Genomic DNA, 26,989 nt, shown 5'->3' with positions numbered 1-26,989 from the left:
TTCCTAAAACCTGCGGAACAAATTCCGCCTTGCGCTGTTTGCCGACGCGAACGAGCGCACCAAAAAGCGACGCTGGATGAAGCGTCTAGAAGAAATAACCGATGAGGAGCCCTTATGGGAATGAAATCCAGATTGTTTGCCAGTGCCACCTTTCCGCTGCTGTCCCTGTCGCTCGTGGTACCGCCGGTACATGCGTTTGCCGCGGTCACAAGCGTTGATCAGGTTCGGACTGTTCCGCAGGCGGTCTCAGGCAGTTTCGAGGTGGCTCAGGACGCGCCGTCCGATGAAGAGCTTTTGAAACAGCGCGACAAGCAGCCGGCGGAAGGCGAGCAAGCGCCGGCACCGGAGCAGGCTCCTGCCGCGCAGGAGCAGCCTGCCCAGCAGGAAGCCCCAGCCGAAAAGCCGCGCAAGCGCGAACCGGTCGCTGAACAGCCGGTACAGCAGGAAGAGCCTCCTGCTGAGAAGCCGCGCAAGCAGCGTGAGCCGGCGCCTGAGCAACCGGTGCAGCAGGAGAGCGCTCCCGTTGAAAAGCCGCGCAAGCAGCGACAGGAACAGCCGGCCGCGGAAACCGCCCCTCAGGCGGAACCCGCCGCACCGCAGCAGGAGCAGGTAGCGCCGGCGCAGGAACAGCCCGTGGAGCAGAAGCCGCGACACAGCAAGCGCGATAAGCAACAGCAGGAGGCCGCTCCGCAGCAGGCTGATCAGGCCGCGCCACTGCAGGAGGGCGTGAAGCCGGAGGGCGAGGGCCAGCAGCGTCCGCGCAAGCATGACCAGCAGGCCGCCGAAGGCTCCGAGCAACCGGTGAAGCCGCGCAAAAAGCCGGTGGACGGCGCGCAGGAACCCGAAGTGCAGAAGCCTACAGCGGAGCAAGCACCGGTTCCCGAAGCTTCTCCGACACCGGAAAAGGCTACGAAGCCCCAGGAGGCGAGCGCGCCTGAAACGCCCCCGGTTCCCGAGCAGCCCAACGCCGCCCAGAAACCGTCTGCCGGAGAAGAGCCTGCCCAGCAGAGCGGAGAGGCTCCAGCCCAGCAGCAGGGCGAGCAGGTGCCCGCTCAGCCGAACGGCTCAGCCGAACAGGCAGGTCAGGTCCAACAGCCGATTCCTGCGCCTGAAAAGGTAACGCCCAAGGAACTGGAACGGCGCAAGGAAATTGCTGCCGACCCGAGCAAGAGCACCGAAACCGTCGTCCTGCCGGTCGAAAATGGTGCGGCCGTTCTCGACAGCGACAAGGATGCGGACCGCTCGGGCGGCGTGCAGTCACGTCGCGACCGCGACAAGCAGCGTGGACAGGAGCGGAATATACGCGTTCCGAAATCCGACGCGGACGCGCAGGTCGCTCCGGATGGCACCATACCGGCACCGGTCAAGATCGAGGCAGTCACCAGCGAGCAGGGTCGGCGCCTCGACCGCCGCCCGCAGTTCGAGCGTCCGGATGGCGCGCGATACGGCGAGCGTGGTGACGACAACCGGGTAATCATCCAGTTCAACAACCAGACTTTTGTTCGCGGTGACGACGACCGTCGCTTCCTGCGCGATGGCGAACGGCCGACCTACGAGCAGCTGCCGCGCGACCGGTACCGCGAGACGATCGATCGCGATGGCTATCAGATCGTCACGGTTCGCAACCGTTACGGCGATATCATCCAGCGTTCGCGCATCGACAATCGCGGTCGCGAGTCCGTGCTCTACTACGCGCCGGAACTCTACGACGATCCGGATCGCAGCTACTTCGAGGATCCGGGCCGCGACCTGCCGCCGATGCGTCTGCGGATTCCGTTGCACGACTACATCATGGACACGAGCAGCGATGACGACCGGGACTACTACGACTTCCTGCGCGAGCCACCGGTCGAGCCAGTCGAACGCGTCTATTCGTTGAATGAAGTGAAGTATTCGGCTCGTATCCGCGACAAGGTGCGGCGCATCGACCTCGATACGATCACCTTTGCGACGGGCAGTGCGGAGATCCCGATGAGCCAGGCGCGCAGCCTGCGCAAGGTCGCCGATGCCATCAACGAGGTCCTTCAAAAGGATCCATCGGAAACCTTCCTCATCGAAGGTCACACGGATGCCGTTGGTTCCGACCAGAGCAACCTCGTGCTCTCGGACCAGCGTGCGGAATCTGTCGCGAACGTGATGAGCGATGTATATGGAATTCCACCAGAAAACCTGGCCACCCAGGGCTATGGCGAGCGCTACCTTAAGGTCAACACGCAAGGTCCCGAACAGGAGAATCGTCGGGTAACCATTCGCCGCGTCACGGCGCTCGTAAGACCGGTCGCTTCGAGGAACTAAACAGACGTCAGACGGAGATGGAAGCCGCCGGGTGACCGGCGGCTTTTTCATTGCTTTCGGGGCAGGTCGACGATCCCGGCAATGAAATCGGCAATGGCGTGCGTATCGTCGAGATCGAAGACGGGCAGGGTGGTTGCCGGGACCGGATGGTCGGCCGCGATCGCTGCGATGAAGGGATCGCTCGGAGCGAGCGGCTCGCGGTTGGCAGCCTCCAGCCGGCGCGCCTCGATTTTGGGGATCGGCTCGCGCTTGTAGCCTTCGATCAGCACGAGATCGCACGGTGCGATGCGGGCGAGGATTTCCTCGAATGTCGGTTCCGGCGCGCCGCGCAACTCGTGCATGATGGCGTAGCGCGTACCGGAGACGATGGTCACTTCGTGCGCGCCGGCCTGACGGTGGCGGTAGCTGTCGGCGCCGACCTTGTCGATATCGAAATCATGATGGGCGTGCTTGATCGTGGAAATCCTGTAGCCCCGCCGCGTGAATTCCTCGACGAGCCGAACGGCGAGCCCGGTCTTGCCAGAGTTCTTCCATCCCGAGATGCCAAATACCCTGGGTTTGTCCATCAGACCAGCACCTTCAGCCACCGCTCGGCCTCTGCGAGGTCGTCGGGCGTGTTGACGTTAAAAAAGGGATCGAGAAGGCTTGCGCGGGTGGGACGTAGCGGAAACGAAACTTCCGTAACGTCATGCCGTAACAGGAAGTCACGCACGCGGTGCTTTTCGTCGGTCGCAATCCAGGTTTCCAGGTCGCTGGCGAGAGTTACAGGCCAGAGGCCGAAAACGGGATGGCTGCGGCTCTCCGAGGTGGCAATGGCGATCTTTTGCGGCGCGTCCACGGCTGCGGCCAGCCAGTCCACGAGATCGTGGGGAAAGAACGGGCTGTCGACCGAAACCGTCGCGACATGGGTAGCTCCGGGCAATGCCGCCCCGTGGACCATCGCTGCATGGATTCCCGCCATCGGTCCTGCTTTGCCGGGAATAATATCCGGGATGAAGTGCCGGTCGCAGTTTTCCGGAAGCGCGTCGGCGTTGACGGCAAGGGTTGCGACCTGTGGCGCAAGCGTTTCGATCACCCTCTGCAGCAAGGTGCGATCCCCAAGCGGCACCGAAGCCTTGTCGCGCCCCATGCGCGACGAGCGGCCCCCGGCTAGGACAACGCCAGCGATGTTGGTTCTGTCCAGCGAAAATTGGTTCATGCTTGCCTCAGACGGGAGTTCTCGGTTCGGACTCCTGCGCGACCGGCGCCACGTGACGCTTGGCCTCACGATAGAATGTATAGAGGCCGGACGCTATGACGATGGCGGCTCCGAACAGTGTCCACGAGTCGGGGAACTCCGCGAAGAACGCAAAGCCGAGCAACGTCGAGAAGATCAGACTGGTATAACGGAACGGGGCAACGAAGGAAATCTCCCCGGTGCGCATGGCCATGATCACCGATTGGTAACCGACCAGCACCAGGCTCGCCGCGAGCACGATGTGGGAAAGCGACGTAACGCTGATCGGCCGCCACCCGCCCAGCAACGGCGTCAGCAACGCTCCGAAGATTGTGACGGAGACCGCCGTCACGACCGTGATCATGAGCGACGGGATTTCAGGGTCGATGCTGCGCGTCGCGAGGTCGCGGCCTGCCGTGACCAGAACGCTTGCGACGCAGAGCAGGGCGGCGATGGTGAAACCTTCGGCACCCGGGCGGATGATGATGACGACTCCGATCAGTCCGACGAGGATTGCCGACCAGCGTCTCCAGCCCACCGGCTCCGCAAAGAAGAGCGCGGCGCCGAAGGTGACGACCAGCGGCAGCGACTGCAGGATGGCGGAGGCGTTGGCAATCGGCATCATGCCGAGCGCGGTGATGTAAGTGACGGCCGCCAGTATCTCGCAGACGACGCGCAAGATGATCATCGGCTTGAGGATGATCTTCCACGACCTGAGCGCACCCATGTAGCGGGCGATGGCGTAGACGAAGATGCTGGTAAAGAGGCCGCGCAGGCACATGATCTGGCCCGCGTTCATGTAGGTGATGACAGACTTGGATAGGGCGTCGCTGCAGGAAAATCCGGCCATGGCCGAACTCATGTAGATGGCACCCTGGGTATTGCGGGACCGAGGCATTATGACATTCCGATTCGCGTACGGCCCCTTTTAGAGGCGAACCGCAGTCAATGGAATCGAATGAAGGACACACCGACAAAAATTCGGTTGCGCGGTGCACAATTGCCTCGCGCGCCGTATCCGTTGCGGAAACTGCTGGAAGAGACGCCAGCTCACGAAATACTCACCCTCCGGTGACGCTCATATGGCGTGCGACGGCGGGGCGGTTGTGGGTGCGGTCGATGATGAAGTCATGACCTTTCGGCTTGCGCGAGATCGCCTCGTCGATCGCCGCATAGAGCAGTCCGTCGTCGTCTGTGGCGCGCAAGGTCGAGCGCAAATCGGCTGCGTCGTTCTGCCCGAGGCACATGTAGAGCGTGCCGGTGCAGGTGAGGCGGACGCGGTTGCAGCTCTCGCAGAAATTATGCGTCATCGGGGTGATGAAGCCGAGGCGACCGCCGGTCTCGCTGACTTCGACATAGCGGGCCGGGCCGCCGGTGCGGTATCCGATGTCGGAGAAGGTGAATTGCTGTTCGAGATCTGCGCGCAGCTTGGACAGAGGCAGGTAACGATCGGTGCGATCTTCCTCGATTTCGCCCATCGGCATGGTTTCGATGACCGTCAGGTCCATGCCGCGACCATGCGCGAAGCGGATTATGTCAGGCATCTCGATATCGTTGAAGCCCTTCAGCGCCACCGCGTTAAGCTTGATCTTTAGGCCGGCCTTCTGGGCAGCATCGATTCCCTCCATGACCTTACCGAAGTCGCCCCAGCGGGTGATCTGGCGGAACTTGTCCGGATCGAGGGTGTCGAGGGAGACGTTGATGCGCCGCACGCCGCAGTCGTAGAGTTCATCCGCGAAACGAGCGAGTTGCGAGCCATTGGTGGTCAGTGTCAACTCGTCGAGGCCGGAGCCGATCCGCCGGCCGAGCCCGCGCACCAGATGCATGATGTTCTTGCGCACCAGTGGTTCTCCGCCGGTCAGCCTGAGCTTGCGCACACCCTTGGCGATGAAGGCGGAACAGAGCCGCTCCAGTTCCTCCAGCGTCAGCAGATCCTTCTTTGGCAGGAAATTCATGTTTTCCGCCATGCAGTAGGTGCAGCGGAAGTCGCAGCGGTCGGTTACCGACACACGCAGATAGGTAACCGCCCGCTGGAACGGGTCGATCATCTGCCTTGCGTTCGCCACCAGCGGTGACGCGTTGCCCGTCGTTCCTACGTTGCTGTTCACGACTACCTCCGCAATGCTACTAATGTGCGTATAGGCCATTGCCACGTCAAGGGAAACCGCAGTTGCAGCATGTTAAATTGGCCTTGCCTCGCAATAGGCGATTGCATACTCCTGATTTGAAAAGGACGGGACAATGAGCGACATCTGGCCGACCGAGCTTAGGGTTTCGAAGGACCGGAAACATCTGTTGGTGACCTTCGGTGACGGGCAGAGTTTCGACCTGTCGGCGGAGATGCTGCGCGTGCTGTCGCCATCGGCCGAGGTTCAGGGACATGGGCCCGCCCAGAAGGTTACCGTACCCGGCAAGCGCGACGTTTCCATCATATCGATGACGCCGACGGGTAATTATGCAGTGCGCATCGGTTTCGACGACATGCACGATACCGGCATCTTCACGTGGGCCTATCTGTATGAGCTTGGTGAAAAGCGCGAAGAGCTCCTTGCCGGATACGAAGATGAGTTGCGCGAAAAAGGAATGTCGCGGGACACGCCCGAAAAACCACGTTAAGCGACAATTGCCATAAGGGGGAACGCATGGCGGCACTGAGAGAACGGAACTGGCTGCGTGCGAAGGATAGCCCGAGCGGAAGCAGAGTGAGCTTCCTAGAACTCTTTTTCGATCTCGTTTTCGTTTTCTCGATATCGCAGCTGTCGCATGCACTGGCGGGACACTACACGCCGCTCGGCGCGCTCGAAGCTGGCCTGATGACGTTTGCCGTCTGGTGGGTGTGGATTTTTACGGCCTGGGTGACGAACTGGCTCGACCCGGAGAAGACGCCGGTGCGAGGCATGCTGGTGGTACTTATGCTGCTCGGCCTTGTTCTGTCGGCTTCGATCCCCGAGGCGTTCGGTGACAAGGGGCTGCTCTTTGCCGGTGCCTACGTGCTGATGCAGGTCGGGCGGTCGCTATTCATGACCTTTGCCGTCAGGCATTCCGGCGCAGCACACTATCGCAACTTCGTGCGCATCAGCATCTGGCTAATTGTCTCGGGTGTTTTCTGGATTGCCGGCGGGCTTCTCGAACACGAGGCGCGGCTGATCGCCTGGCTCATTGCGCTGGCGATCGAATATGCCGGTCCGGCTTCCGGTTTTGCGGTACCGGGCCTGGGTAAGTCCAAGGCCGCCGATTGGGACGTTTCCGGCGCTCATATGGCCGAGCGTTGCGCGCTGTTCGTCATCATCTGCCTGGGCGAGGCGATCCTCGTCGCCGGGCGGACGTTCTCGGAGCTGCCTTTTTCGACATTGACAGCCGTCGTCTTCGTTACAGGGTTCGTCGGAACGGTTGCGATGTGGTGGCTCTATTTCCGCTTCGGCCACGAACGTGCCGCACACCGGATCGAGCATGATGCCACACCCGGGGGCGTTGCCCGACAGGCGTTCACCTACGCCCACATTCCGATCCTGGCTGGTATCATCGTCCATGCCGTCGCGGTCGAATTCATGTTCTCGCACCCGCACGAGGCCGGCAATCTCGGCGTCATCGCTTCCGTGCTTGGCGGACAGGCGCTGTTCCTTGCCGGGAACCTCTGGTTCAAGGGAGCCACGACCGGGCGGCCGCCACTCTCGCATGTTGGAGGCCTGGTGTTGTTGATAATGCTTGCTTTCGCGGCTCCCTTTGCGGAAGTTTACGTCATGGGCATTCTCGCGACGCTGGTACTGATCGTCGTGGCTGCATGGGAATACAAGTCCCTTGCTGACGGGACGGTCAAGCAGACAGCGCACTGACTCTTTCCTCGAGCATGCGCGCATGGCCCTCTGTTGCGCATAGGGTTGGGCGGTCGAGGCAATGCGTGCGGCCGCGCAACGCGCTTTTCGACCTTCCGGCGAGGCGCATGTCATTGTAGCGTTACAATACGGGACTAGAGGCATCACGAAAAAGCGGCAGGGCGATCATGAAAATTATCAGCACGGTAGAAGAACTCGCGGCAATCTACGCTGGCGGGTTGACGCAGGCATCTGTGGCAAAGGTCACGAAGTATCTGACGCCGCTCTACCGCCAGATGATCGAAGCCTCACCGTTCGTCGCTTTGGCGACCGTGGGACCCGAAGGTCTCGACTGCTCTCCGCGCGGCGATGTGGGCGGGGTCGTGCGTATTGTGGACGAGACCACGCTGCATATGCCGGACTGGCGCGGCAACAATCGCGTCGACTCACTGTCGAACATCGTTCGCGATCCGCGGCTTGCCTTGATGTTTCTAATTCCCGGCTCCAACACGACGATGCGCATCAACGGCAGGGGCGTGGTCTCCAACGATGAGGCGCTGCTGTCCAGTTTCGAGATGGACGGCAGGCATCCGCGAACGGTCATCGTGATCAGCATCGATGAAGTGTACTTTCAGTGCGCGAGGGCACTGATCCGGTCGGAGCTCTGGAATCCGGAGAATTTCGCGAATCCCGACAGCCTGCCGACACCCGGTCTGATGCTGAAGGCGGCTACCGACGACTTCGATCACGCGACATATGACCGAGAATGGGCAGGTCGTGCCGCGAAAACCATGTGGTGAAGCTCTGCTCCGGGGCGGGACACCCGGCCGGAAATCTATCCCTTGTAGATCAGCCAGCTCTTGGTGAAGTCCTTCTGCATGCCGTCCTCAAAGAGGATTGTGCAGTTGCGACCGGAATTCTTGGCGCCGTAAAGCGCCACGTCAGCCTTATGGTACAACTCACCGGCATCTTCGGCGGACGACGCCATGCAGACCCCCACGGAAACGGTCACCGGACCGTAATTTATTCTCGTGCGTGAATTGGTGAAGGGCGTTGACTCGAGTGTCCGGCGGATGCGCTCGGCGGTCCCCATGACCTCGTCGGCAGTATTTCCCTCGATGATCAACGCGAACTCCTCACCGCCGGTGCGGGCCACGAAAACGTCGCGCCGGACGTTCGAGCGGATCACCGAAGCCACTGTCGCCAGGATCTTGTCGCCGACGGGATGGCCATAGCTGTCATTGATCTTCTTGAAGTTGTCGATGTCCGCCAGCACCAGTGCGGTGACGGGGCGCATCGCCTGACCGTTGAAGACGGCGGCAAGGCGATCGTCGAAGGCGCGTCGGTTCGACAGGCGCGTCAGCGAATCCGTGTTGGCGATGCGCTTGTATTCGTCGAGTTCCTTGCGGACCTCGGCCATTTCGTTGGACCGCTGGACGAAATTTTCTACCGTCTTCTCGCCGTGCGCCATCGTGTTGCCGGTCGCCTCGGTCAGGAGGTGGATGGCACTTTCGAGAAGGTCGACGCTGGAGTTGCTTTTCGAACTGATCCGCTTGTAGGTTTCGCCGAGCAGCTTGTTGTAGCTTTCGAGCGATGTCTGTTCCTGACGCAGGACACGCAGCAGGGTCTCAAGTTCCGCTGCAATGCGCCCATGTGCGTCGTCAAAAACGCGGGCAGGACTATGCGTGAAATACTGTGCCCCGAGCTTATCGAGCTCTTCCTGACTGGCCTGGCTGCCGAGAGCGGAAAGATCGCGCGTGAGCGCGGGATTGGAGCCAATGTAAGCTTCATAGAAGAGTTCGTAGTTCCGGGGAATCGGCGCTACGCCCATGGAGCGCATCGCGAACGTAATCTGACCTGCCACGTCGGGAACCTGCGCCCTAGGCGCTGCGGCCGTCGTCATCCGGTTACTCCTCATGATATCCAAAGTGTTGTCAGTTATTACTTAGCGTACAAATGTTTGGAAATGATTAAGGCTAGATATACCAATGATTACATGTGAGATTCATGGTTGTTTCTGGAAACGGAAGCATCTTCATGATTTTTATCTATAAATTTGTATTTTAGCAATATTCTATACGCTCTGCGCGCGAGTGAAATCTGAAAAAATTTCCACCAGTCGTTTCGAATTGATTGTCGCCCGCGCCCTGACAATCGGTGCCGGGCGTAAGGCGAGCCGGTCCGATAATGTCAAGCCGCGACGAGCGCTGCGGTCGGTCGGTCGCACCGCACAGACAGCCTGTTCTTCCGCTTGCGAAACTCAGGATTTGGTACGACGGCACCGCCTTGCATGCGGCGGTGCCCCCGCAGGGTTGTTGTGAGAGCCGTGCTATTTCGGGCCGATCATCATCTCGGGGCGGACGATTGCGTCGTATTCCTCGATCGTCACGAGGCCGCTGGCCAAGGCTTCCTCCTTGAGTGTCGTGCCGTTCTTGTGCGCGGTCTTGGCGATCTTCGCGGCGCTGTCGTAACCGATCGTCGGAGCAAGGGCGGTCACCAGCATCAGCGAGCGTTCGAGGCCCGCCTTGATGTTGTCTTCCCGGGCCTCGATGCCGACGACGCAATTGTCGGTGAAGGATACGGCCGCATCCGCCAGAAGCTGAACCGACTGCAGGAAATTGTAGGCCATCATCGGGTTGTAGACGTTGAGTTCGAAATGGCCCTGGCTGTCGGCGAAGGTCAGTGCGGCATTGTTGCCGAAAACATGGATGCAAACCTGGGTCAGTGCTTCGCACTGCGTCGGGTTGACCTTGCCCGGCATGATCGAAGAGCCGGGTTCGTTTTCCGGCAGGGCGAGCTCGCCGAGGCCGGCACGCGGGCCGGAGCCGAGGAAGCGGATGTCGTTGGCGATCTTGAAAAGCGCCGCTGCGGCCGCGTTGATTGCCCCATGGCTGAACACCATCGAGTCGTGGGACGCCAGCGCTTCGAATTTATTCGGCGCCGTAACGAAGGGCAGATGCGTGATGCTGGCGATTTCCTCGGCGACCTTCTCTGCAAAACCGACAGGCGCGTTGAGGCCGGTGCCGACCGCCGTACCACCCTGCGCCAGCTCGCAGAGGCCGGGGAGGGTCATTTCGATACGCCTGATTGCCGAGCCGACCTGCGCCGCATAGCCTGAAAATTCCTGGCCCAGCGTGAGGGGCGTTGCATCCTGGGTGTGCGTGCGGCCAATCTTGATGATATGGCTGAACTCGGTGACCTTCATGTCGAGTGCGGCATGGAGGTGCTTCAAGCCCGGAAGCAGGTGGCGAACGATCTGTTCGGCGCAGGCGATGTGCATGGCTGTCGGATAGGTATCGTTCGACGACTGGCTCATGTTGACGTGATCGTTCGGATGGACCGGCTTCTTCGATCCCATCACGCCGCCCAGCATCTCGATGGCGCGGTTGGAAATCACCTCGTTGGCGTTCATGTTCGACTGTGTACCGGAGCCGGTCTGCCAGACCACGAGCGGGAAGTGTTCGTCCAGCTTGCCGTCGATGACTTCCTGGGCTGCGTCAACGATTGCGTTGCCGACCGCCGGCTCAAGCTGACCTAGCGCCATGTTGGCGCGTGCGGCGGCCTGCTTGACAATTCCCAACGCCCGAACGATCGACAACGGCTGCTTCTCCCAACCAATTTTGAAGTTGCCGAGCGAGCGCTGCGCCTGCGCGCCCCAATATTTGTCGTTTGATACTTCGATCGGGCCGAAAGTATCCGTTTCCGTACGGGTGGAGCTCATGGCGATGCCTTCCTGTCTTGGCGTCTGGACGTGTGCGGTCTTATAGGTCTCAAATGGCTTGAAGAAAACCGGCTGAATCCGAAAATATGAGGCCTGTATTCGTGGTGCCGATCTCTGATCAGTTGTTTTTTTGACACGTCTGGGTTTTTATCCACCAGAGGCTTTTTGTCCGCTGGGTGTCGCGCCAAAAATAAAGTAAAAAATTAACCAATAGTTTCATAATTTTGTGTGAACTGGTCGTTGGCGCAAGCGCCGAAGCGTTGATGTAGGTTGAGTTCGATGAGGCTAGCGGCGGCACCAGCTTTCTGCCATTTGACCTGCCGGCGCCGGATGAAACGAGTTTTGAGCTGGGCTCTGCCCGTGATTAAAGACAGCATGATACTGGGACTGGAAAAAACATGACTTTCCTTTTGAAAAGTGCGATTTCCGCACTTTCGCTTTCCTGCGGCCTGGTGGCGATGGGTGTCGCGCCCGCGCACGCCTACACGCTGATGGACATGATCCGAGGCGATCGTGCGCGGACCCAGAGCACGATTATCAATCCGCCGACCGCGCCGGCGGTTGGGCGTTCGGTAGACGCGCCGCTGCCCAAGGTGTCGAGCCCAACCTACTATACCTACAAGCCCGATGCGATGCGCTTTGTTGATACCGGCAGGTTCACCGATCCCGTCGTCACAGGAGCAGTCGCCGATGCCTCGGCCACTGCTGTCGCGGCTCCCTCGGTGCAGCGCCGGTTCCTGATCGAAGCCAAGGTTCGTGCTCCGGTCGAAGTCGCGAAGGTGCTCGAAGCCTATTACGGCGACATCAAGAACCCGTTCGTGTGGCTGACCGGGACGGACGTCAATGAGCGCGCCAAAGGGGCCATGGATGCGCTTGCGGATGCGGCCTCCGTTGGGCTTGATCCTGCGGACTACACTGTCGACGTCCCAGCAGTCGATCCGTCCAATCCCGACCCGTCTGCCCGGGATCATGCTCTGACCCAGTTCGAGCTGGAGCTTTCGGCCAAGGTGCTTGCCTATGTTCAGGACACCGTCCGCGGTCGTGTCGATCCGAACAAGCTCTCCGGCTACCACGATTTCAAGCGCAAGGACGTCAACCTTGTGCCGGTGCTTAAGCTTGCTCGCATGAGCCCGGATGTCGCGGCATATCTGAAAACCCGTACGCCCGACGGTCCGCAGTTTGTCGCGCTCGAATCCGAACTCGCGAAATTGCGCGCGGAAGGCGGCACTGAGGAACCGATCAAAATCGCACTCGACGGTCTTCTTCGCCCCGGCGATAACTCTCCCGAGGTCGCCAATATCGTCAGGGCTATCGACAAGCACGGCTCGGCATCGCTGAAAGCCGAGCATGCCGCGACGCTCTCTGCTTATGCGGGCGATAGCAAGTATTCGCCGGAGATCGTCTCGCTTGTCGAGAGCTTCCAAAAGGAACGCGGTCTGAAGCCGGATGGCGTCATCGGGCAGGCGAGCGTCCGGGTCATGACCGGGGGCGACAGCAACGGCGCGAAGATCGAGAAGCTCGTCGTTGCGATGGAGCAGGCGCGTTGGCTGCCTGAAGATCTTGGCTCGCGCTACGTCCTCATCAATCAGCCAGCTTATATGGTCTACTACCACAACGACAACAAAGAGCAGTTGTCCATGCGTGTGGTGGTGGGCCAGCCGTCGCACCAGACCTTCTTCTTCGAGGACCAGATCGAGACTGTCGAGTTCAACCCGTTCTGGGGTGTGCCGCAGTCGATTATCATCAACGAGATGCTGCCGCACCTGCGCAACGACCCGAACTATCTCGATCGGATGGGCTATGAGGTTGAGGTCGGTGGCAGAGCCGTCGCCTCGTCGAGTGTCGATTGGTACGGCTCGACGTCCAACGTTTCGGTTCGTCAGCCACCGAGCGGTGACAACGCGCTTGGCGAGTTGAAGATACTGTTCCCCAACGCCCATGCGATCTATATGCACGACACGCCGTCGAAGAGTTTCTTCAAGCGCGACATGCGCGCGCTCAGCCATGGTTGCGTCCGTCTCGCCGATCCGCGCGCGATGGCTGCGGCGGTACTGGGTACGTCGGTGGATCAGGTCGCCAAGGAGATTGCAACCGGCAAGAACCATGCGGTGCAGGTTCCGCAGAAGATTCCGGTCTATGTTGCCTACTTTACCGCGTGGCCGAACAAAGATGGCGTGGTGCAGTATTTCGACGATGTCTACGGGCGCGATGCCTACGTCGAAAAAGCATTCAGCGCCACGACGAAGACACGCGGCGCCCAGATTTGAAGTTCACGTCCTGAAATAAACGAAAAGGCGGCTTGCGAGCCGCCTTTTTAATGCCGTTAGCTCGTCGCGGCACGGGTAACGGAACCAGCGGCAAAGTCGTCGATAAGCGCGTCTACCAGTGTTGGCGTGAGTTCGTTGAAGTGGTGGATGACCCGCGTCGGTTCGAGTGTTTCGACCGGCACGTCGGAATAGCCAAAGGGTACTGCGATAGAGGGCACACCAGCGTTGCGCGCGACCAGAATGTCGTTGACGCTGTCGCCGATCATCACAGTGCGGCTGATGTCGCCGCGTGCACGTTCGATGGTGCCGATGAGGTGCAACGCGTCCGGCTTGCGGACGGCAAAGGTATCGCCACCGGTGATGGCGTCGAAATATCCGGTCAGCTGCAGTTTTTCGAGGAGAGTCCGCCCCAGGCCCTCCAGCTTGTTGGTGCAGATAGCAAGCTTGTAGCCTTGGCGCTTCAGCTCATCCATCGCATTGACAAGGCCGGGATACGGCGCCGTGTGACCGGGCATGTTCTCGGTGTAGTGGGTGATGAAGCGATCTAGCAACTGCGGCAGTGCGTCCGGCGCAAGCACGTGCCCCTGCAACGTGCATGCTCGCTCGATCATCACCTTGGCGCCGTGGCCCACCAGGTGTGTGAGGTCGTCGTAGGTAACGGGCTGGAGAGCGAGGGCAGCAATCGTATGGTTCAGGCTCTCGACCAGATCGGCATGAGTATCGAGCAGCGTGCCGTCGAGATCGAATACGACAAGGGCAGGGGTCAATGAGTTTCGGCCTTTTCGCGATTGTGGTTCTTTGGCAGTAGGCGAAGCATCGCGGAAAAGCAACGTCCGGAGTGCTTACGCGGCGCGATGAGCAATTCGCCCAGTATTTCGAAAATCACTGCGCTATTTTGGCTTTCGTTTAACCAGCGAGGCGTGTAAACAGCACATCCAATGTAACAATCGGAGTAAGCGGCGCATGGATGCCCGCGAAATGAAGATCAAAGCTGCCAGGGCGGCGCTCGCTCATGTGGAAAGCGGGATGCGGCTCGGAATCGGAACCGGCAGCACTGCTGAAGAGTTCGTGCGACTGCTTGCCGAGAAGGTGGCGGATGGCTTCAAGGTCGAGGGCGTACCGACTTCCGAACGCACGGCAAGGCTTTGTGTCGAGCTCGGAGTACCGTTGAAGTCGCTGGACGAACTCCCGGAACTCGATCTGACGATCGATGGCGCCGATGAGATTGACTACGATCTTCGGCTCATCAAGGGAGGCGGCGGGGCGCTATTGCGCGAGAAGATCGTTGCAGCAGCATCGAAGCGGATGATCGTCATTGCCGACGAGAGCAAGCTGGTGCGGATGCTGGGCGCATTTGGTCTACCGATCGAAGTCAATCCTTTCGGGCTCGTTTCGACACGGATAGCGATTGAAAAAGTGGCGTCCAAGCTGCGGTTGGAGGTCGATCTCCGGCTTCGGCAGTCGGGTGGCGGAGATTTTACCACGGACGGCGGGCACTACATCATCGATGCATCTTTTGGCCGCATTCCTGATGCAGAGGCGCTTTCATACGAGCTGAATTCAATTCCCGGAGTCGTTGAACACGGTCTCTTTCTAAATATGGCGGCGCTTGCGATTATTGCTGGTCCGGAAGATGCGCGCACGCTGCGGGCGAACAGGTAACAGGAGCATTGAAACTCATGATTAAATTTGCAGGTCTTGGCCGTTTTGCTGCTGCGACCGTCATTCTTTCGGCCGTGGCTTTCGGCTCTGCCGCGCAGGCTCAGGAAGCTTCACCAGAGCAGCTGAAGGCAGCACGCGCGGCGATCAACGCGATTGGCGCAACCGCCCAGTTCGACAACATCCTGCCGGGGTTGGCTGAACGGTTGAAGGCCGACCTCATCCAGGACTCGCCCAACTATCAGGATGCGATCAGCGCCGAGGTCGACAAGCAGGCGCTCGCGCTCGCTCCGCGTCGCGCCGACCTCGAGAAGGAGGCAGCGCTGACTTACGCCAAGGCGTTCTCGGTGGAAGAGCTCAATGCCATCGCGGCATTCTACGACTCGCCCGTCGGCAAGAAGCTGTTGAAGGATGGTCCTATTGCCTCGCGCGAGACAGTGAAGGCCGCCGACATCTGGGCACAGGGCATTTCGCGCGATCTGCAGAAGCAGACCAGCGCCGAGCTCAGCAAGATCATCAAGGCAACGTCGGCGGCGGAACCGGCCAAGCCTGCTGCCCCTGCGGCCAAGCCAGCTGCGAAGCCGTAAGGCGACATCGCCAGAGATTTGAAAGCCCGGCATTGTCCGGGCTTTTGTTTTTGCGGCGGCCGATACTATATCAGCCGCATCCATCCAGCAGATTCCACCTGGAGCTATCCATGTCTTCGTATGATTACGACCTCTTCGTCATTGGCGGCGGTTCCGGCGGCGTACGCGCCGCCCGTGTTGCTGCGTCCCTCGGCAAGAAGGTGGCGATCGCGGAAGAATATCGATACGGCGGCACCTGCGTGATTCGCGGCTGCGTGCCCAAGAAGCTCTTCGTCTATGCATCGCAATACCACGAGCACTTCGAGGATGCAGCGGGATACGGCTGGTCGGTCGGCGAGACCTCGTTTGACTGGAAGAAGCTCATTGCTGCAAAGGATGGCGAGATCGCGCGCCTGGAAGCGATCTACAAAAAGGGGCTCTCGGGCGCCAATGCCGAGATCCTGGAGACGCGCGCGGAACTCGTTGACGCACACACCGTCCGTTTGGTGAAGACCGGCGAGACGGTGACCGCCAGGACGATCTTGATCGCGACCGGCGGGCGGCCCAATCCGCATGCCTCGCTGCCAGGGCACGAACTCTGCATTTCCTCGAACGAGGCCTTTCATCTGGAAGAACTACCGAAGTCCATCGTCATTGCCGGCGGCGGCTATATCGCGGTGGAATTTGCCAACATCTTCCACGGTCTGGGCGTGGAGACGACGCTGATCTATCGTGGCGCGGAAATCCTCTCGCGCTTCGACCACGACCTGCGGCGCGGCCTTCACGAGGCGATGGTCGCCAAGGGTATTCGGATCCTTTGCCACGACATGCTTCAGAAGGTTTCGAAAAACGGTGATGACCTTTCCGTTGAGACGCTGAACAACGGTACGCTGAGGGCCGGTGTCGTATTGCTGGCGCTCGGGCGCATGCCGAATACCGAAGGATTGGGTCTTCAGGCGGCTGGGGTGAAGACTGACGAACGAGGGGCGATCGTCGTCGACGAATATTCGCGCACCACTGCCGCAAACATCTTCGCGTTGGGCGACGTCACCGATCGGGTGCAGCTGACGCCGGTCGCGATCCATGAGGCGATGTGCTTCATCCAGACCGAGTACAAGAACAACCCGACAAAGCCGGATCACGACACGATCGCCACCGCTGTTTTCTCGCAGCCGGAGATTGGCACGGTCGGTTTGACGGAAGAGGACGCGGGCAAGCGCTATGCGGAGCTAGAAGTCTACCGCGCCCAATTCCGACCGCTGAAGGCCACTCTTTCCGGCCGCAGTGAGAAGATGCTCATGAAGCTGATCGTCGACGCTGCAAGTCGCAAGGTCGTCGGCGCGCATATTCTTGGTCATGATGCCGGTGAAATGGCGCAGATCCTGGGTGTGACGTTGAAGGCCGGTTGTACCAAGGACGATTTCGACCGCACGATGGCCGTGCATCCGACGGCGGCCGAAGAGCTGGTCACGATGTACGCGCCGAGCTACCGTGTGCGGGACGGGGTTCGTATTTGAGCGAAGCCGCGGCGCGCCAATGGCACGCTGATGAGAGACAGAGTGTATTATAATCCTGACCGTTAAATTCGCCGACTCCATTTGAAATTACCGGACAAAGTTCCTTTATTTCTGGCGAAGCGGGATGCGGTCGCGTCGACCTCAAACGGCTCAAACGCAGCTATGCAAGGTGGCGCTAAAGGTTTATAAGCCGCGCAACATTTTAGACGGGACATCCGGCAGAGGCGGGATGGTGAAACAGGTGAGTGAGATGGCACAGAATTGGACTCCGAACAGTTGGCGGCAAAAACCGATCCAGCAGGTTCCGGACTATCCCGACCAAGCGGCATTGGCAGCAACCGAAGCCCAGCTCGCATCTTATCCGCCACTCGTTTTTGCCGGTGAGGCACGCCGCCTCAAGAAGCATCTTGCCAACGTCGCCGAAGGCAACGGTTTTCTGCTGCAGGGCGGAGACTGTGCCGAGAGCTTTGCCGAACACGGGGCGGATAATATCCGCGACTTTTTCCGCGCGTTCCTGCAGATGGCTGTCGTCCTGACATTCGGCGCGCAGTTGCCGGTCGTCAAGGTGGGTCGTATCGCCGGCCAGTTCGCGAAGCCGCGGTCTTCAGGGATCGAGACGCAGGATGGCGTTTCGCTTCCGAGCTATCGTGGTGACATCGTCAATGGCATCGAGTTCACGGAAGAAGCGCGCATCCCGAATCCGGAACGTCAGGCCATGGCTTACCGCCAGTCGGCTGCGACGCTGAACCTGTTGCGCGCGTTCGCGATGGGTGGCTATGCCAACCTCGAAAACGTGCATCAGTGGATGCTCGGCTTCGTCAAGGACAGCCCCCAGGGCGAGCGCTACCACAAGCTTGCCGGTCGCATCAGCGAGACGATGGACTTCATGAAGGCAATCGGCATCAGCTCGGAAAACAATCCGAGCCTGCGCGAGACTGATTTCTTCACGAGCCATGAAGCGCTGTTGCTCGGTTATGAGGAAGCACTGACCCGCGTCGATTCGACCTCCGGCGACTGGTACGCGACATCGGGCCACATGATCTGGATCGGTGACCGCACGCGCCAGACAGACCACGCGCATGTCGAATACTGCCGCGGGATCAAGAACCCGATCGGTCTGAAGTGCGGCCCCTCGCTGCAGGCGGACGATCTTCTCAACCTGATCGACATTCTCAACCCGGCTAATGAGGCAGGCCGACTGACGCTGATCTGCCGTTTCGGTCACGACAAGGTTGCCGAGCACCTGCCGCGTCTCATCCGCGCGGTCGAGCGTGAGGGCCGCAAGGTCGTCTGGTCTTGCGATCCGATGCACGGCAACACGATCACGCTTAACAACTACAAGACGCGTCCCTTCGAGCGGATCCTGTCGGAAGTCGAGAGCTTCTTCCAGATTCATCGCGCTGAAGGCTCGCATCCGGGTGGTATTCATATCGAGATGACGGGCAAGGACGTGACCGAATGCACGGGCGGCGCCCGTGCGGTGACGGCCGAGGATCTGCATGATCGCTATCACACGCATTGCGACCCCCGTCTCAATGCCGACCAGGCCCTCGAACTCGCCTTCCTGCTTGCCGAGCGCATGAAGGGTGGCCGCGACGAGAAGCGTATGGCCGTCAACGCCTGATCGCCTGCGACATCGATTGCATAGCCCGGCCATGTGCCGGGCTTTTTTATGGCGTGAACACGGATTTCGGTGCCCGTATCGCGGGGACGGGGTCGCGGCTTCGCGACAGTTGCGCGAAACGAAAAATCCAGAACAGCTGCGGTGCCGTCGCTTCAGTTCGGCAGGCGTTGGGCAATGCGCGCAATGTCCTCGCGCAGTGACGCGATTTCTGCCAGCACGCGCACGTCAATCTTCTGGTGAAGGGACAACACCTCGAGTTCAGCCTTGAGGTTGACTTCATAGTCCTTGGCGGCTTCGAAGCGATCCCGCTCGGCCTGTCGGTTCTGCGACATCATGATGATCGGAGCCTGAATGGCGGCGACCATCGACAGCAGCAGATTGAGGAAGATGAAGGGATAGGGGTCGAAGGAGTCCGTCAGAAGCACGACGGTATTGACGACGCACCAGACGACCAGGAAGAGCAGGAAACCTATAATGAATGACCAGGAGCCTCCGACGCGAGCGATGGAGTCTGATAATCTCTCGCCAAATGACGTTTCGGCTTGGAGTGCGGCATTGACGTCGGTCGAGATTATCTTGCGCTCATGTGCCTTGGCGAGAACGCGCTTTTCGATTTCGCCAAGTTCTTCCGCTGGCTTGTCGAAATGAACGTGGATGAAGTTGGGCAAGTTGTACATGGCAGGCTCCGATGCGTGACCGCTTTCACTTGCCAGTATTCCGCAATGTTTTCAAATTGCAATTCTCGGCGACGTCCGTGGCGTCACGTACCTTCAGGGTGAAGCCAGGCGTGCTGCGGGAAAAACCGGTCGAGCGTCTGTCCCTTGCCGAACATGATGTCGTGCTGGAGGTACCGGTAATCGCGCACGAGCGGATCGAGCGTTTTGGGCTTCAAAACCCAGTCCGGCGATGGCGTATTGTCACGGGCAATCAACTGATAGCGGTCGATAACGCCATACTTTCGCTGCACCCGACCAAGGAAACCCGTGTAGTAGGGGTGCTCAAATCCCGCGAACTTGAGCAGATGATAAGGGAGTAGCGACGGGCTGATGGTGCCGACGTCCTTCTTGCTCCCCTTCCTGTTTGACCAGATAACGAGTGGCGTCTCGTGCTCCTGCTTCATGATGCTAACCGAAGCCTTGCGGGTGGCCACCTGGTCGGGCATGTACCCCGTGGACATATAGACGTTTCCGAGCGGCGGGAGATGGTCACCCCATAGCACGATGATCGTTTCGCGCGGACGTTTCTCGGCCCAATCCATTAGCATCTTCAGACTGTCATCGGCTTCCCTGACGCCCTGTGTATAGGTTGCAAGCGTGGCACGGTCGGCGTCGTCCAGATTGCCCTGGATCTCGACGGTGTTGTGACCATATCGGTTAGGCTCGTACGGGCCGTGTCCCTGCAGGGTGACAGCGAAGAAGAAGAACGGGCGATCCATTCCATCCGCTTCGCTCATGATCTCCTTCATGAGGGAATCGTCGGACGCGAAGATGCCGCGTTTCCGCATTGGGGGCATGTTTTCTTCGGTACGGAATTCCTCGAAACCGAAGTCCTTGTAAACCTCGTTGCGGTTCCAGAACCAGCCGCTGAAAGGATGCAGCGAGCGCGAGGTGTAGCCTTCACCGCGGAAAAAGGTCGCGAGCGAGGGAATGTCCCGGCGGATATATTGCTGATAGGGGATGCTGCCATAGGGAAGGAAGGCGTTGGAAAATCCGGTCAGCGCCTCGAACTCAACATTGGCCGTCATGCCGCCGAACTCGGGCGAGAAGACGTGGCCCGACTGCGCAGCGCGGACGGCCGGCATCGGGTCCGGTGAGAGCGTAAGCGTTTTCAACCGCGTTGGATCCCAGAAGGACTCGCTCATCAGCATGATCACGTCGGGTTTCTCGCGGGGACCGCTCAGATAGCCGTAGTTGCGTGCCGGTATCGCGTCGAGCGCCTGCGTACCGAAACCGGCGGGGGTGGCAACGTCAGCCATCGGGATGTTGAAGATGAAGGCCAGGACAAAGCCGTTGCTGCGATAATTTTCCTTCTGATCCCACATCATCGGCACGACCTGCAGGCGGTCGCGGATATAGGAGTACTTGGAATAGTCCATCAACGAGCCGAATGCGGCAATCATCGGCAGACCGATGCACAACCGCCGTACGCGGGCGTTTGCTGAGAGTTTGGGAAAATGACGCCAGGCGTAGCGCCAGGCGAAATACGCACCAATGACGGACAGCGCGATGCCAACGACCAGAGCGACGGCAGTGCCGGGTCGGTCGCGCACCATGACCGGCAGCAACTCCATAATTTGGCGACCGAACAGGACGTCGGACGGGTAGAGCGGGTCCGAGAGATAGTGCTGCTTCTGGTTCGAAACGAAAGCCGGCACGAGAACCAGGGGTAATACGATCAGGGCCGAGATGAACCTGCGTCCAAGGACAGCATCCAGAGACAGCATCAACACTGTCAACATGACGATAGTCGTCATGCCGGGCCGGGCCGTGGAAGTAAGGAACTCGCGGACGTCGGCCGTTCCATCGCGGGCGATGGCTTCTACGGCTGCCGTGGCAAAAAGAGCCAGAAGCGCAGTCAGTCCGACTCCGAGCGATGCACGAGCAGCGGGCGAGCGTACGCTTTCGCCCAAACCGGACGAGAGCGACGCAACGCGCATTGCGGTAGCGGACCTCATTACCAACGCGATCAACCAGAGAACTCCAGTGTCATCAAAACTTCATCGAACTGTCACATCTCAGTCATGAACGCTAGATGAACCGTTCCTGTTTCCCGTATTTGTGATCGTCCGACGAATTTTTCCCTTTGATCGCTCGTGTGATGATCGCCCAGCTCGACTGACGTGCTTGTTCTTGACGCAAACCCGTCGTAGGTCAGGTGAACCGATTTGGAGGGTTCCGATTGCGCAGTTCAGTAGAGATCCACAATGTCATGACGGGCGAGACCCGGGTTGTCTGGCAAACCCGGCAGCTCGTGGAAGCGCCGAACTTTTCGCCTGACGGAGCCTACCTTCTGTTGAATGGCGATGGCCTTCTCTATCGTCTGCGCCTTGACGGTTCAGCCGAGGCCGAGAAGGTGGATACAGGCTTCGCTGTTGCCTGTAACAACGATCACGGTATCTCCCCGGACGGAACGCAGATCGTAATCTCCGACAAGATCGAGTTCGGGAAATCGGCGATCTATCTGGTGCCGTCAGTCGGCGGTGCGCCACGGCTGGTAACACAGAACCATCCGTCCTATTGGCACGGCTGGTCGCCGGATGGGCAGGAGCTCGCTTATTGCGGTATCCGGGATGATCTGTTCGATATCTACACGATCTCGGTGAAAGGTGGCGAGGAGAAGCGACTGACGAACGGCGAGGGCCGCAATGACGGTCCCGATTATTCCGCCGATGGCCAGTGGATCTATTTCAACTCCAGCCGTACGGGCCTCATGCAGATCTGGCGCATCCACCCGGATGGTACCGGCCTCGAGCAGATTACGCACGACAACTACGGGAACTGGTTCGCTCATCCTTCGCCGAACAACGACAGGGTGCTGATCCTCTCCTACGATCCCGACGTCTTCGACCATCCTCGCGACCTCAATGTGCGCCTGCGGCTGATGGACATGGATGGCGGCAACCTGACGACAGTGTTCGATCTGTTCGGCGGGCAGGGCACCATCAATGTCCCTAACTGGTCACCGTCCGGTGATGAATTCGCTTTTGTCCGTTATTTCCCGGCCACTTCTTAGAGGGTTGCCCCAACACGGTTTAAGCGCCATAGATCCGTTGTCGGGTGCCCGCTTGGGCGGGAGAATCGGGAATTCGGTGAAAGACCGAAACGTGCCCAACGCTGTAAGGTCGACGCTTGCCGTTAAATGCCACTGGCTCAACCCCGGGAAGGTGCGGCAGGCGGATGACGCCGAGTCAGAAGACCGGCCCGACATCAAAGACTGACCCGCGCGGACGGCGGGCCTGTTGTGTTGTTGGGGATTGACGATGCGACCAGACCTTTCCGGCTCTCTGTCGGGCGCCGCTGCCTTTTCGACAGACGAGCGCGATGCCGTCTATAGGGCGATCACGACCAGACGCGACGTGCGTTCAGAATTTTTGCCCGAGCAGATACCGGACGATGTGGTCAGGCGGCTGCTGACGGCAGCCCATCACGCGCCATCTGTTGGCTTCATGCAGCCGTGGAACTTCATGCTTTTGCGCGATCCACGGGTCAAGGAGGCGGTTTGGCAGGCGTTCGATCGCGCCAATCGCGAGGCGGCCGAGATGTTCGAGGGTGAGCGGCAGCGGACTTATCGATCCCTGAAGCTAGAGGGGATTCGTACGGCGCCGCTCTGCATCTGCATCACCTGCGATCCCGATCGCTGTGGCGACGTGGTGCTTGGCAGGACCCACAACCCGAGGATGGATTCCTATTCGACGGTGTGCGCGGTCCAGAACCTATGGCTTGCGGCGCGGGCCGAGGGCATCGGTGTCGGCTGGGTCAGCATATTTCATGAGGCCGAACTGAAGAAGATCCTCGGTATCCCTTCGTCAATCGAGATCGTTGCCTTGTTGTGCGTCGGTTACGTCGACCAGCTCTACGAGCAACCGGAACTCGCCGTGAAAGGTTGGCGCCAGCGTTTGCCGCTGGAGGAACTGATCTTCGCCGACCGATGGGGCCATTCCGATGGCGCCAGTGGCACTAACGTTGCTGTTGAGGCTGAGGACCCGACGTTGCAGGATTCTTAAGGTCAATCGCTCCCTTGTCGCCCGAGAGGAATTGCGGACCGATCTGGCGGACTTTGTTGGTTGCCGGATCGTAAGGGCGATCCGGCACCTGCGGCTGTGGCGCCGTCGCGGTTTCGGTTTTCGCTGCCGGTTTCTTGGTCTCGATCGTCATGATCGATCGCTGGGGTGCCGGCTCGATGACCGTCTGGTTCTTTCTCATCCGCTCGTAGTAACCGGTCAGATCGCAGGCGCACGAGGACGCTTCCCCGGGCTTGCGGTTCTTGTAGGCAAACGCATTCGGCATGGCGCTGTAGGGCGTGCCCGTAGTTGCGGATGTCATGTTCGCCGTCTCTGTGCTGGAAACGTCGTGGAAAAAGAGCTCGGTGTCGATCCCGGGGCACATTTTCGCACATGTGTCGGCGTCGCGCGCGAAATCCATGGAAGTCGCGTTCGAGCTGATGGGGAAAAAGCCGCCGTCGCAGCTCCGCACGCACACAGTATTGACGTTGGAAAGCGTCGACATGCGGGGCAATCCGTAGTGACTGCCATTCAGAGGAATGAACGTGTCCTCACTGAGGGTCTGGTCTTCGATACTTGGTACGGATGCATATCCTGGATCGTCCGAACGCCACTGATGCTCGTTGCAGCCGTTCTCGTCGAGCGCCGCCAGGAGCTCGTTCTTCATCCTGACATCGCCGCTCTGTTGGCGCGACTCGTCGCGGCGATCCTGCAGGTAGCGAATGTTGTCGGTCATCCTTGCTTCGGACTGTTCGAGCTCTCCGCAATAACCGGCCTCGTCGCCACCGATCACAACCATGCTGCCGCTCGTGCAGCCATTGCGGCGCAGGTCACTGCGGACCTTCCGCAGCTCGAGATTTTGCTCGGCAATGGCGCTGGCATATTTGCGCACCTCCGGCGTACTGCCGATGACCTCGGGCAAGTCGGCGAGGCGCGCGCGAAGATCGCCGCAGATTGCGGACATCTGAGCGTGAGCCGGGGTCGCCAGTGCGAGGGCGACCGAGAAGGAGAAAATCCAGCGTTTCAAGGCATCGTCCCATGGGTGAGCAAATACCAGGCAAATACGACCGCTCGGCCGTACCCCAAAGCTAACCTGTTTCTCTTAACAAGCTGCCGCTGAAATCCTAGTGCATTTCTCCGACCTGCGCCAAATCAGGCCGGTTGGGAGGCCTCCACCACCGCAAGGGCTGCCATGTTGACCACACCGCGCGAAGTGACGGAGGGCGCCAGGATATGAGCCGGCAGCGCCGCACCGAGCAGGATCGGACCGACATGCAATGCGTCGGTCATCGACTTGACCACCCCAAGCGTGATGTTGGCGGCATCAAGGTTCGGGAAAACCAGGAGGTTGGCTTCGTCGTGCAGTGTCGTATCCGGCATGACGCGCTTGCGCAGCGATTCCGAGATCGCGCTTTCACCGTGCATCTCGCCGTCGACTTCCAGTTCCGGCGCCGCGTGGCGGACGAGTTGCAGGGCGATGCGCATCTTGGTCGCACTCTCCGATTCGCGGGAGCCGAAATTTGAGTGTGAGACGAGGGCTACTCGGGGCGTGATGCCGAAACGCTTGATTTCTTCCGCAGCCAGTACGGCAGACTCGGCGACCTCTTCTGCCGTAGGATTGAAGGTGACATACGTGTCGGTGAAGAAAGTCGCGCCCCGCTGCGAGATAAGCAGGCTGAGGGCCGAGAAATCCCGGACATTTTCGCGCTTTCCTACAATCTGGCGGACGTCGCGCAGGTGCTTTTCGTAGCGGCCTTCAAGACCGCAGATCAACGCATCGGCTTCGCCGCGCTTCAGGGCCAACGCGCCGATGACGGTGGTGTTGGTACGAACGATGGTGCGGGCTGCTTCGGGGATGACGCCGCGACGGCCGACCAGCGAAAAATAGAGGTCAACGTACTCGCGGAAACGTGGATCGTCTTCGGGGTTGATGACGTCGAAGTCTGCCAGCGGGCGGATACGCAACCCGTAGCGCTTGAGGCGGGTCTCGATGACCTGCGGTCGTCCGATGAGGATCGGTTTCGCGATGCCTTCCTCCAGAAGGACCTGGGCTGCGCGCAGAACGCGCTCGTCCTCGCCTTCGGAGAAGATCACCCTCTTGCGTTCCGCGTGCTTCGCTGCGGCAAAAATGGGCTTCATCACGAAGCCGGAGCGGAAAACGAAGCGGTTCAGCTGGTCGAGATAGGCGTCGAAATCCAGGATCGGACGAAGGGCGACGCCGCTCTCCGCCGCAGCCCTGGCGACGGCGGGCGCAATGCGCAGGATCAGGCGCGGATCGAAGGGAGAGGGAATAAGGTAATTCGGGCCGAAGACCGGTGTCTCGTCGGAATAGGCGCGCGCGGCGACATCCGAAGGTTCTTCGCGGGCAAGTGCGGCGATGGCGCGTACGGCGGCCATCTTCATCTCTTCGTTGATGGTCACGGCACCGCAATCGAGCGCGCCACGGAAGATATAGGGAAAGCAGAGGACGTTGTTGACCTGGTTGGGGAAGTCCGAGCGGCCGGTGCAGATCATCGCGTCGGGGCGGGCGGCGCGGGCGAGGTCCGGCATGATCTCGGGGTTGGGATTGGCAAGCGCCATGATCAAAGGCTTTTCAGCCATCTGTGCCAGCAGTTCCGGCTTCAGAACGCCGGCCGCAGACAAGCCCAGGAACACGTCGGCGCCACCGATATTCTCGGCGAGCGTGCGCGTGTCGCTCTTCTGGGCATAGACGCTCTTCCATTCGTCCATCAGCTCGACACGGCCTTCGTAGACGAGGCCTTCGAGGTCGTGAACCCAGATGTTTTCTCGCTTGGCGCCGAGGGTGACAAGGAGGTTGAGGCAGGCGAGCGCCGCGGCACCGGCGCCGGAAGCAACGATCTTGACCTCTTCGATCTTCTTGCCAGCGAGCTCAAGGCCGTTGAGGATCGCCGCGGCGACGATGATGGCGGTGCCGTGCTGGTCGTCGTGGAAGACCGGGATCTTCATCTTCTCGCGAAGCTGGCGCTCGATCTCGAAACATTCCGGCGCCTTGATGTCTTCGAGGTTGATACCGCCGAAGGTCGGTTCCAGCGAGGCGACGGTCGATACCATCTGGTCGACGCTTGCGGCATCCACCTCGATATCGAACACGTCGATGTTGGCGAATTTCTTGAAAAGAACCGCCTTGCCTTCCATTACCGGTTTGGAGGCGAGTGGCCCGATATTTCCGAGACCAAGTACAGCGGTTCCATTGGAGATCACCGCGACGAGATTGGCTCGCGACGTGTAGTCGGCTGCCGTTTCCGGATTGTCGCGAATGGCGAGGCAGGGGGCAGCGACGCCCGGTGAGTAGGCAAGCGCCAGATCGCGCTGGTTACCGAGCGGCTTGGTGGCCTGGATCTCAAGCTTACCGGGACGGGGGTGGCGGTGGTAGAAAAGCGCCTGTTCGTCGAGGCTTCCACCTGCCAGGGTCTTTTCCGTCTTGGACTTTTCGTGATGATCCATCATCGCCTCCGGGCTGCCGCATGCTGTCTCTGGAGTGCCTTCAATACATCAATCGAAAGGCCGGAACAGTCAGAATTTCGGGTCGGCTCCTCAAAACCTCGTAAATGTGACCTCACACGATAGGGGT

22 protein-coding genes and 1 riboswitch are annotated in these 26,989 nt (G+C 60.0%); of the genes, 11 read left to right on the top strand and 11 right to left on the bottom strand.

Annotation, left to right across the window (positions count from 1 at the left end):
- The first annotated feature begins 114 nt into the window (after positions 1 to 114).
- On the top strand, positions 115 to 2,295 hold the full coding sequence (locus ASC90_RS11425) for an OmpA family protein (RefSeq protein ID WP_056539832.1): 2,181 nt from the start codon (positions 115 to 117) through the stop codon (positions 2,293 to 2,295).
- Between the two features lie 47 nt (positions 2,296 to 2,342).
- Here ASC90_RS11425 and mobB read toward each other — a convergent pair whose 3' ends face one another.
- The 4 genes from mobB to moaA all read right to left on the bottom strand — a co-directional run bounded on the left by mobB (position 2,343) and on the right by moaA (position 5,619).
- On the bottom strand, positions 2,343 to 2,861 hold the full coding sequence (gene mobB, locus ASC90_RS11420) for a molybdopterin-guanine dinucleotide biosynthesis protein B (RefSeq protein ID WP_056539829.1): 519 nt from the start codon (positions 2,859 to 2,861) through the stop codon (positions 2,343 to 2,345).
- Positions 2,861 to 3,493 (bottom strand): molybdenum cofactor guanylyltransferase MobA, encoded by a 633-nt coding sequence (gene mobA, locus ASC90_RS11415; RefSeq protein ID WP_056539826.1) that lies wholly within the window; start codon positions 3,491 to 3,493, stop codon positions 2,861 to 2,863. Before mobA ends, mobB begins: the two co-directional genes overlap by 1 nt.
- Positions 3,494 to 3,500: 7 nt before the next feature.
- Positions 3,501 to 4,409 carry a DMT family transporter gene (locus ASC90_RS11410; protein WP_056539823.1) on the bottom strand — a complete coding sequence of 303 codons (909 nt, stop codon included), beginning with the start codon at positions 4,407 to 4,409 and terminating at the stop codon, positions 3,501 to 3,503.
- Positions 4,410 to 4,572: 163 nt separating this feature from the next.
- Positions 4,573 to 5,619, bottom strand: a complete 1,047-nt coding sequence (gene moaA / locus ASC90_RS11405) for a GTP 3',8-cyclase MoaA (RefSeq protein WP_056539817.1) — start codon at positions 5,617 to 5,619, stop codon at positions 4,573 to 4,575.
- Positions 5,620 to 5,752: 133 nt separating this feature from the next.
- Between moaA and ASC90_RS11400 the strand changes: the two genes are divergently transcribed.
- The 3 genes from ASC90_RS11400 to ASC90_RS11390 all read left to right on the top strand — a co-directional run bounded on the left by ASC90_RS11400 (position 5,753) and on the right by ASC90_RS11390 (position 8,123).
- Positions 5,753 to 6,127: a DUF971 domain-containing protein gene (locus tag ASC90_RS11400; protein ID WP_056539814.1), complete on the top strand. Its 375-nt coding sequence runs from the start codon at positions 5,753 to 5,755 to the stop codon at positions 6,125 to 6,127.
- 26 nt (positions 6,128 to 6,153) lie between these two features.
- Positions 6,154 to 7,344, top strand: a complete 1,191-nt coding sequence (locus tag ASC90_RS11395) for a low temperature requirement protein A (RefSeq protein ID WP_056539811.1) — start codon at positions 6,154 to 6,156, stop codon at positions 7,342 to 7,344.
- Between the two features lie 167 nt (positions 7,345 to 7,511).
- Complete coding sequence (locus ASC90_RS11390) at positions 7,512 to 8,123, top strand: pyridoxamine 5'-phosphate oxidase family protein (RefSeq protein ID WP_056539806.1); 612 nt, start codon at positions 7,512 to 7,514, stop codon at positions 8,121 to 8,123.
- 35 nt (positions 8,124 to 8,158) lie between these two features.
- On the opposite strand, the gene ASC90_RS11385 is transcribed toward ASC90_RS11390, so the two are convergent.
- Together ASC90_RS11385 and fumC are read right to left on the bottom strand one after the other, a co-directional pair.
- A complete protein-coding gene (locus ASC90_RS11385; RefSeq protein ID WP_056539803.1) occupies positions 8,159 to 9,226 on the bottom strand; it encodes a GGDEF domain-containing protein in 1,068 nt (355 codons plus the stop codon).
- Between the two features lie 426 nt (positions 9,227 to 9,652).
- Complete coding sequence (gene fumC, locus ASC90_RS11380) at positions 9,653 to 11,044, bottom strand: class II fumarate hydratase (protein ID WP_056539800.1); 1,392 nt, start codon at positions 11,042 to 11,044, stop codon at positions 9,653 to 9,655.
- Between the two features lie 398 nt (positions 11,045 to 11,442).
- On the opposite strand from fumC, the gene ASC90_RS11375 reads away from it, so the two are divergent.
- The gene (locus ASC90_RS11375; RefSeq protein WP_056539797.1) at positions 11,443 to 13,311 is read left to right on the top strand and encodes a murein L,D-transpeptidase; all 1,869 of its coding nucleotides are present in this window, start codon (positions 11,443 to 11,445) and stop codon (positions 13,309 to 13,311) included.
- Positions 13,312 to 13,367: 56 nt separating this feature from the next.
- On the opposite strand, the gene ASC90_RS11370 is transcribed toward ASC90_RS11375, so the two are convergent.
- A complete protein-coding gene (locus ASC90_RS11370; RefSeq protein WP_056539795.1) occupies positions 13,368 to 14,078 on the bottom strand; it encodes an HAD family hydrolase in 711 nt (236 codons plus the stop codon).
- Between the two features lie 196 nt (positions 14,079 to 14,274).
- Between ASC90_RS11370 and rpiA the strand changes: the two genes are divergently transcribed.
- The 4 genes from rpiA (at position 14,275) to ASC90_RS11350 (ending at position 18,677) form a co-directional block, all read left to right on the top strand.
- On the top strand, positions 14,275 to 14,973 hold the full coding sequence (gene rpiA, locus ASC90_RS11365) for a ribose-5-phosphate isomerase RpiA (protein ID WP_056539792.1): 699 nt from the start codon (positions 14,275 to 14,277) through the stop codon (positions 14,971 to 14,973).
- Positions 14,974 to 14,990: 17 nt separating this feature from the next.
- Positions 14,991 to 15,557 (top strand): DUF2059 domain-containing protein, encoded by a 567-nt coding sequence (locus tag ASC90_RS11360; protein ID WP_056539789.1) that lies wholly within the window; start codon positions 14,991 to 14,993, stop codon positions 15,555 to 15,557.
- A 110-nt stretch (positions 15,558 to 15,667) separates the two neighbouring features.
- On the top strand, positions 15,668 to 17,053 hold the full coding sequence (gor, locus tag ASC90_RS11355; RefSeq protein ID WP_056539786.1) for a glutathione-disulfide reductase: 1,386 nt from the start codon (positions 15,668 to 15,670) through the stop codon (positions 17,051 to 17,053).
- Between the two features lie 250 nt (positions 17,054 to 17,303).
- Positions 17,304 to 18,677 (top strand): 3-deoxy-7-phosphoheptulonate synthase class II, encoded by a 1,374-nt coding sequence (locus tag ASC90_RS11350; protein ID WP_056540258.1) that lies wholly within the window; start codon positions 17,304 to 17,306, stop codon positions 18,675 to 18,677.
- 152 nt (positions 18,678 to 18,829) lie between these two features.
- Here ASC90_RS11350 and ASC90_RS11345 read toward each other — a convergent pair whose 3' ends face one another.
- Positions 18,830 to 19,354 carry a DUF1003 domain-containing protein gene (locus tag ASC90_RS11345; protein WP_056539783.1) on the bottom strand — a complete coding sequence of 175 codons (525 nt, stop codon included), beginning with the start codon at positions 19,352 to 19,354 and terminating at the stop codon, positions 18,830 to 18,832.
- Positions 19,355 to 19,437: 83 nt separating this feature from the next.
- A complete protein-coding gene (locus ASC90_RS11340; protein ID WP_056539781.1) occupies positions 19,438 to 21,366 on the bottom strand; it encodes an LTA synthase family protein in 1,929 nt (642 codons plus the stop codon).
- A 209-nt stretch (positions 21,367 to 21,575) separates the two neighbouring features.
- Here ASC90_RS11340 and ASC90_RS11335 point away from each other — a divergent pair, with 209 nt between their 5' ends.
- Positions 21,576 to 22,409, top strand: coding sequence for a TolB family protein (locus tag ASC90_RS11335; protein ID WP_056539778.1), 834 nt, complete (start codon positions 21,576 to 21,578; stop codon positions 22,407 to 22,409).
- Positions 22,410 to 22,434: 25 nt separating this feature from the next.
- Positions 22,435 to 22,616, top strand: a riboswitch (cobalamin riboswitch).
- Positions 22,617 to 22,656: 40 nt separating this feature from the next.
- The gene (gene bluB, locus ASC90_RS11330) at positions 22,657 to 23,400 is read left to right on the top strand and encodes a 5,6-dimethylbenzimidazole synthase (RefSeq protein ID WP_056539775.1); all 744 of its coding nucleotides are present in this window, start codon (positions 22,657 to 22,659) and stop codon (positions 23,398 to 23,400) included.
- Here bluB and ASC90_RS11325 read toward each other — a convergent pair.
- Both ASC90_RS11325 and ASC90_RS11320 read right to left on the bottom strand, forming a co-directional pair.
- Positions 23,354 to 24,424, bottom strand: coding sequence for a DUF2865 domain-containing protein (locus ASC90_RS11325; protein ID WP_056539773.1), 1,071 nt, complete (start codon positions 24,422 to 24,424; stop codon positions 23,354 to 23,356). The two genes, bluB and ASC90_RS11325, sit on opposite strands and share 47 nt — an antisense overlap.
- Before the next feature lie 125 nt (positions 24,425 to 24,549).
- Complete coding sequence (locus tag ASC90_RS11320) at positions 24,550 to 26,862, bottom strand: NADP-dependent malic enzyme (RefSeq protein WP_056539771.1); 2,313 nt, start codon at positions 26,860 to 26,862, stop codon at positions 24,550 to 24,552.
- Between the last annotated feature and the right edge of the window lie 127 nt (positions 26,863 to 26,989).

Origin of the sequence: Rhizobium sp. Root1220, from assembly GCF_001426265.1 — a bacterium.
Taxonomy (GTDB): Bacteria; Pseudomonadota; Alphaproteobacteria; order Rhizobiales; family Rhizobiaceae; genus Rhizobium.
The sequence above is the reverse complement of the archived record's forward strand: the minus strand, read 5'-3'. Positions and strand labels throughout refer to the sequence as shown.